Annotated in this window: 7 protein-coding genes; 5 read left to right on the top strand and 2 right to left on the bottom strand. The window is 71.1% G+C overall.

Going from position 1 to position 5,743, the window contains the following annotated elements:
- Both pdxY and EIO58_RS11520 read right to left on the bottom strand, forming a co-directional pair.
- The coding region (gene pdxY, locus EIO58_RS11525; protein WP_127819665.1) for a pyridoxal kinase at positions 1-509 on the bottom strand (509 nt) is incomplete at its 3' end.
- A gap of 8 nt (positions 510-517) precedes the next feature.
- Positions 518-1,873, bottom strand: coding sequence for an aminotransferase class I/II-fold pyridoxal phosphate-dependent enzyme (locus EIO58_RS11520; RefSeq protein ID WP_127819663.1), 1,356 nt, complete (start codon positions 1,871-1,873; stop codon positions 518-520).
- A gap of 111 nt (positions 1,874-1,984) precedes the next feature.
- Between EIO58_RS11520 and pdxS the strand changes: the two genes are divergently transcribed.
- The 5 genes from pdxS to ruvA all read left to right on the top strand — a co-directional run.
- Positions 1,985-2,875 (top strand): pyridoxal 5'-phosphate synthase lyase subunit PdxS, encoded by an 891-nt coding sequence (gene pdxS, locus EIO58_RS11515; RefSeq protein ID WP_127819662.1) that lies wholly within the window; start codon positions 1,985-1,987, stop codon positions 2,873-2,875.
- The gene (gene pdxT / locus EIO58_RS11510) at positions 2,869-3,471 is read left to right on the top strand and encodes a pyridoxal 5'-phosphate synthase glutaminase subunit PdxT (RefSeq protein WP_127819664.1); all 603 of its coding nucleotides are present in this window, start codon (positions 2,869-2,871) and stop codon (positions 3,469-3,471) included. Before pdxS ends, pdxT begins: the two co-directional genes overlap by 7 nt.
- A 273-nt stretch (positions 3,472-3,744) precedes the next feature.
- The gene (locus tag EIO58_RS11505; RefSeq protein WP_127819661.1) at positions 3,745-4,506 is read left to right on the top strand and encodes a YebC/PmpR family DNA-binding transcriptional regulator; all 762 of its coding nucleotides are present in this window, start codon (positions 3,745-3,747) and stop codon (positions 4,504-4,506) included.
- Positions 4,507-4,574: 68 nt separating this feature from the next.
- Positions 4,575-5,150, top strand: coding sequence for a crossover junction endodeoxyribonuclease RuvC (gene ruvC, locus EIO58_RS11500; RefSeq protein WP_127819660.1), 576 nt, complete (start codon positions 4,575-4,577; stop codon positions 5,148-5,150).
- A 67-nt stretch (positions 5,151-5,217) separates the two neighbouring features.
- A partial coding sequence (gene ruvA, locus EIO58_RS11495) for a Holliday junction branch migration protein RuvA (RefSeq protein WP_127819659.1) occupies positions 5,218-5,743 on the top strand: 526 nt, incomplete at its 3' end.

Below are 5,743 nucleotides of genomic sequence, written 5' to 3'. Positions count from 1 at the left end.
CGGGCGAGATCGGCCGAGACGAGGGTCGACTCGAGGTCGGCCGGCTCGGTCTCGGTGAGGAAGCCGAGCTCGAACTGGTTCGGGGTGATGATGTCGGCCGCCGGCACGACGCGGTCCCGCAGCAGCACCGGGATCGCCGGGGCGACGAAGCACCCGGACTTCGCGTTGCCCATGACGGGGTCGCACGCGTACACCGAGTCGGGGTTCGCAGCCTTGACGCGAGCGACGGCATCCAGGATCACGTCGGCGATGCCCTCGCCGCCCTGATAGCCCGACAGCACCACGTCGATCTGCGGGAACACGCCGCGCTCCTCGATGCCGGCGATCACCTCACGCACGTCGTCGGGGCTGATCAGCGGGCCGCGCCACGCGCCGTAGCCGGTGTGGTTGGAGAAGTTCACCGTGTAGACAGGCAAGACCTCGACGCCGATGCGCTGCAGCGGGAACACGGCTGCCGAGTTGCCGACGTGGCCGTACGCCACCGCGGACTGGATCGAGAGGATCTTCACCCGCTCGATCATGCCACTTCCGCGGCCATCACCCGCCCCTGCACGGCGCGCACGGCGGCCGCGACGTCGCCGGCGAGCTGCTCCGCCCCGGCGGCGTCGAGGTCGTGGACCGTGAGTCGCAGCCGCTTCGAGGACGGCGCTTCGCCGAGCACGAACTCGTCGCCGGTGCGTGCCAGCCAACCGCGTCGCATCAGCTGGTCCGAGACGTCACGGGCCGCCACCGGCAGAGCGACCCACAGGTTCAGTCCGTCGCCGGCACGGGCGGGGATGCCGTGCGCGGTCAGCCTGCGGGCGAATGCGTCGTTGCGGTCGGCGTAGCGGGCGGCGGCCGCTTCGATCGCCTCCGTGACCTGCGGATCGGTGACGAGCGCCAGCGTGAGGCGCTGCAGCAGGTGGCTCACCCACGTCGTGCCGGGCGTCAGCCGCATCGCGAGACGGTCCGCCGTCTCGCGATCGGATGCCGTGACCGCCAGGCACATGTCGGGCCCCAGGAACTTCGACACCGACCGCACCAGCGCCCAGCGCCGATGGTCGGGACCGATGAGCGAGTGGAAGGGCTTGCGCGACAGCATCGAGAAATGGTCGTCCTCGATGACGAGGACGTAGGGGTGATCGCGGAGGGCTTCTCGCAGCTCCGCCGCGCGGCGCGCAGAGAGGCTCGCGCCGGTCGGGTTCTGCGCGCGCGGCGTGCACACCACTGCGCGGACGCCCTGCTCGAGCGCGGCACGCAGCCCTGCGACCGTCATCCCCTCGTCGTCGACCGCGACCGGCACCGGCCGGTATCCGCCGATGCGGGCGGTGTGGATGCTGGTGAGGAAGCACGGGTCTTCCAGGGCCACGGCGTCGTCGCGCGTGAGCGCCTGCGCGAGCAGCCGTTCGACCGCGTCCGCCGCGCCGCTGGTGACCGTCAGCCGCATCGACTCCGCCGGGGCGAGGCCCTCGCGCATCCACTCGCGCGCCCACCGCTCCAGCGCCGGATCGATCACCGGCTCGCCGTAGAGCACGGGGCGTCCCGCCATGCCCGCAAGCGCGCGCGACGGATCGGGGATGAGGTCGGGGTCGGGGTTCCCCGTTCCCACGTCGCGCAGGACGCTGTCGACCGCGAAGCCCTCTTGCGCGACCGGGGCGGGGTCGGCGACCCTCGTGCCGCCGCGGCCACGCGTGACGACCACACCCGCCTGGGTGAGTTGGCGGTACGCGGCGACCGCGGTGTTGCGGTTGACGCCGAGCCTCTCGGCGAGCGCGCGCACGGGCGGGAGGGCATCTCCGGGTCGCAGGCTGCCGCGCTCGACGAGGGCGCGAAGGCTCTCGGCGATCTCCGATGCGGAGCGGCCGCTGATCTCGAGGTCCATGTCACCGTCCATGCCCTGCCGATTGTAGGGCGGAGTCCATGCTATCTTTTGGCCTAGGTCAATACCCGCATTGTCCTGATTCGTCGCGCGTGGGTGTCACGCGCCCCAACGAAGGGATTCCACGTGAACACTGCCGACACGGGCACCGACCGCGTCAAGCGCGGCCTCGCCGAGATGCTGAAGGGCGGCGTCATCATGGACGTGGTCACGCCCGAGCAGGCCAGGATCGCCGAGGACGCCGGCGCCGTCGCCGTCATGGCGCTCGAGCGCGTGCCCGCTGACATCCGCGCCCAGGGCGGCGTGTCGCGCATGAGCGATCCCGACATGGTCGACGGCATCATCGACGCCGTGTCGATCCCCGTCATGGCCAAGGCGCGCATCGGCCATTTCGTCGAGGCGCAGGTGCTGCAGGAGCTCGGCGTCGACTACATCGACGAGTCGGAGGTGCTGTCGCCGGCCGACTACGTCAACCACATCGACAAGTGGAACTTCACCGTGCCGTTCGTGTGCGGGGCGACGAACCTGGGCGAGGCCCTGCGGCGCATCAACGAGGGCGCCGCGATGATCCGCTCCAAGGGCGAAGCAGGCACGGGCGACGTGTCGGAGGCGACCAAGCACATCCGCAAGATCACGAGCGAGATCAATGTGCTGCGGTCGATGACCAAGGACGAGCTGTACGTCGCGGCGAAGGAGCTCCAGGCTCCCTACGACCTCGTGGCCGAGATCGCCGAGACCGGCAAGCTCCCCGTCGTGCTCTTCGTCGCCGGCGGCGTCGCGACTCCGGCGGATGCCGCGATGATGATGCAGATGGGCGCCGACGGCGTGTTCGTCGGCTCCGGCATCTTCAAGTCGGGCAACCCCGCGCAGCGCGCCGCCGCCATCGTGAAGGCGACGACGTTCTACGACGATCCCAAGGTGATCGCCGACGTCTCGCGGGGTCTCGGCGAGGCGATGGTCGGCATCAACGTGACCGACCTGCCCGCTCCTCACCGCCTGGCCGAGCGGGGCTGGTGAGCACGAGCCCCCGCATCGGCGTCCTCGCGCTGCAGGGCGACGTCCGCGAGCACCTGCGCGTGCTCACGAACCTCGGCGCCACCGCGACCCCGGTGCGGCGACCGTCCGAGCTCTCCGACGTCGACGGGCTCGTCATCCCCGGGGGTGAGTCCAGCGTCATCGACAAGCTGTCGCGGGCCTTCGGCATGCGCGAAACGCTTCGCGAGGCGATCGCCGCCGGACTGCCCGCGTACGGCACGTGCGCGGGGCTGATCCTGCTCGCCGACCGCATCGTCGACGGCATCCAAGGCCAGCAGACGTTCGGCGGCCTGGATGTCACGGTGCGCCGCAACGCGTTCGGCAGCCAGGTCGACTCGTTCGAAGTCGACCTCGAGGTGCCCGTGCTCGGGCCGCCGGCCGTGCACGCCGTCTTCATCCGGGCGCCCCTGGTCGAGCAGGCGGGGCCGGGCGTCGAGCCCCTGGCCACGCTCGACGACGGGAGCGTCGTCGCGGTGCGGCAAGGGAGCATCCTCGGCACGTCGTTCCATCCCGAGGTGACCGGCGACGCCCGCTTCCACGCGCTGTTCCTCGACATGGTGCGCGCCCGGATCCGGTGACCCGTCGGCGCGACGGTGGTTTCTGAGCCCTGGCGATCGACGACCGGCGGCGCGCCCACCCGAGGAGCGCCTCACGAAGGCGGCGCGAGCCCGTCGCGCGGCTGTCATCGCGCTTCGGCTTCGAGTTCGCCCTCCAGCAGCTCCGTCCGCACCCGCGGCCGTTCGCGCGGCGGGCGGAGTGTCGGGCTTAGAATGGTCCGTCGGGCGGGCGCGAAGCCGACGGGCGCAGGCCGTCGACTGCCCTGCCGCCGACGAGCGTGATTCAGGAGGACCATGTCCGGGCATTCCAAGTGGGCGACGACCAAGCACAAGAAGGCCGTGATCGATGCGCGCCGTGCGAAGTCGTGGGCCAAGCTCATCAAGAACATCGAGGTCGCTGCGAAACTCGGGGGCCCCGACCTCCAGGGCAATCCGACGCTCTTCGACGCGGTGCTCAAGGCGAAGAAGACGTCCGTCCCGAAAGACAACATCGACCGCGCGATCAAGCGCGGCGCCGGCATCGGCGGCGAGTCGGTCGAGTATTCGTCGATCATGTACGAGGGCTACGGCCCCAACGGCGTCGCCCTCATGATCGAGTGCCTCACCGACAACAAGAACCGCGCAGCCGCCGAGGTGCGCACCGCACTCACGCGCAACGGCGGCACGCTCGCCGATCCGGGCAGCGTCGCCTACAACTTCACCCGCAAGGGCGTCATCGTCGTAGGCGGCGAGGCCACCACGGAGGATGACGTGATGCTGGCGGTGCTCGAGGCGGGCGCGGAAGAGGTCGAGCCGCACGCGCAGGGCTTCGAGGTCATCACCGAGGCGTCCGACCTCGTGCCCGTCCGCACGGCGCTGCAGGACGCCGGAATCGACTACGAGTCGGCCGACGTCGAGTTCGTGCCCAACCTCAAGGTCGAGATCGACGCCGAGACGGCACGCAAGGTGTTCCGCATCATCGACGCCCTCGAAGACAGCGACGACGTGCAGAGCGTCTACAGCAACTTCGACCTCACTGCGGAGGTGCTGGCCGAGCTCGAGAACGACGAGGTCTGAGCGCCTCGGACGCCCCGAGCCGGGCGCGCCTGGCCGGGGCACACGTCGCCCTCGCCTAGCGTGGGGGAGTGGCTTCCGGAATCTCGCGCGCCTCGGTCCGCGTCCTGGGGATCGACCCCGGGCTCACGCGGTGCGGCGTCGGCATCGTCGATGTGGCGCCCGACCGTTCCGCCCGGCTCGTCCACGTCGGCGTCGTCCGCTCTGAACCGGATGCCCCGATCGAGACTCGGCTCGCGCTGATCGCGGCCGGGCTTCGCGCGGTGCTCGACGAGCATCGGCCCGACGTCGTCGCGGTCGAGCGGGTGTTCGCGCAGCACAACCGGCAGACCGTCATGGGCACGGCGCAGGCCAGCGGCATCGCTCTGCTCGTCGCCGGTGAGCGCGGACTCCCGGCAGCCACGCACACCCCGTCCGAAGTCAAGGCCGCTGTCACGGGGTACGGCAATGCCGACAAGCGCCAGGTGCAGACCATGGTGGCGCGTGTGCTGCGACTCGACGAGCTTCCGAAGCCCGCCGACGCGGCCGATGCGCTGGCGCTCGCTCTCTGCCACGCGTGGCGGGGCGCTTCTTCGGCTCCTGCCGCCGGCCCGCTCACTCCGGCGCAGCGCGCATGGGCCGACGCCGAGCGCCTGGCGCGACGGTGAAAGGTCGTGCGCGCGAGCCTCGCGTGTCGCTCGAACAAACGTCCGAACAGCCGCGTAGGCTCGGGCCATGATCTCCTCAGTTCGCGGCACGGTCGTGCACGTCGATGCCGATGCGGTCGTCGTCGAGGTGGGAGGGGTCGGGCTCCACGTGGCGGTCACCCCCCACGTGGCGCGCACGGCGCATGTCGGCAACGCCCTCATGCTCCACACCAGCCTCATCGTCCGTGAGGACGCCCTGTCGCTGTTCGGGTTCGAGACCCGCGAAGAGCTCACCGTCTTCACCCAGCTCCTCGGCGTGACCGGGGTGGGCCCGAAGTCGGCGCTGGGCGTGCTCGCGACGCTCACCGTCCCGCAGATCGCCGACGCCGTCGCAGCCGACGACGACGCCCCGTTCCGCCGAGTGTCGGGCATCGGGCCCAAGACGGCGAAGCTCATCGTGGTCCAGCTCGCGGGCAAGATCGCGGTATCGCGTCCCGCGGGCGCGGGGCGGACGGATGCCGCGGCCACCGCGGCCGTCCCGGCCCAGGTCGTGCAGGCGCTGGTCGGCCTCGGCTGGTCCGAGCGGACTGCCGCGGAGGCCGTCGAGGCCGTCG

This window comes from Microbacterium sp. CPCC 204701 (genome assembly GCF_004010105.1).
In the GTDB taxonomy this organism is placed as follows: domain Bacteria; phylum Actinomycetota; class Actinomycetes; order Actinomycetales; family Microbacteriaceae; genus Microbacterium.
This window is presented reverse-complemented; position numbering and strand designations above follow the sequence as displayed.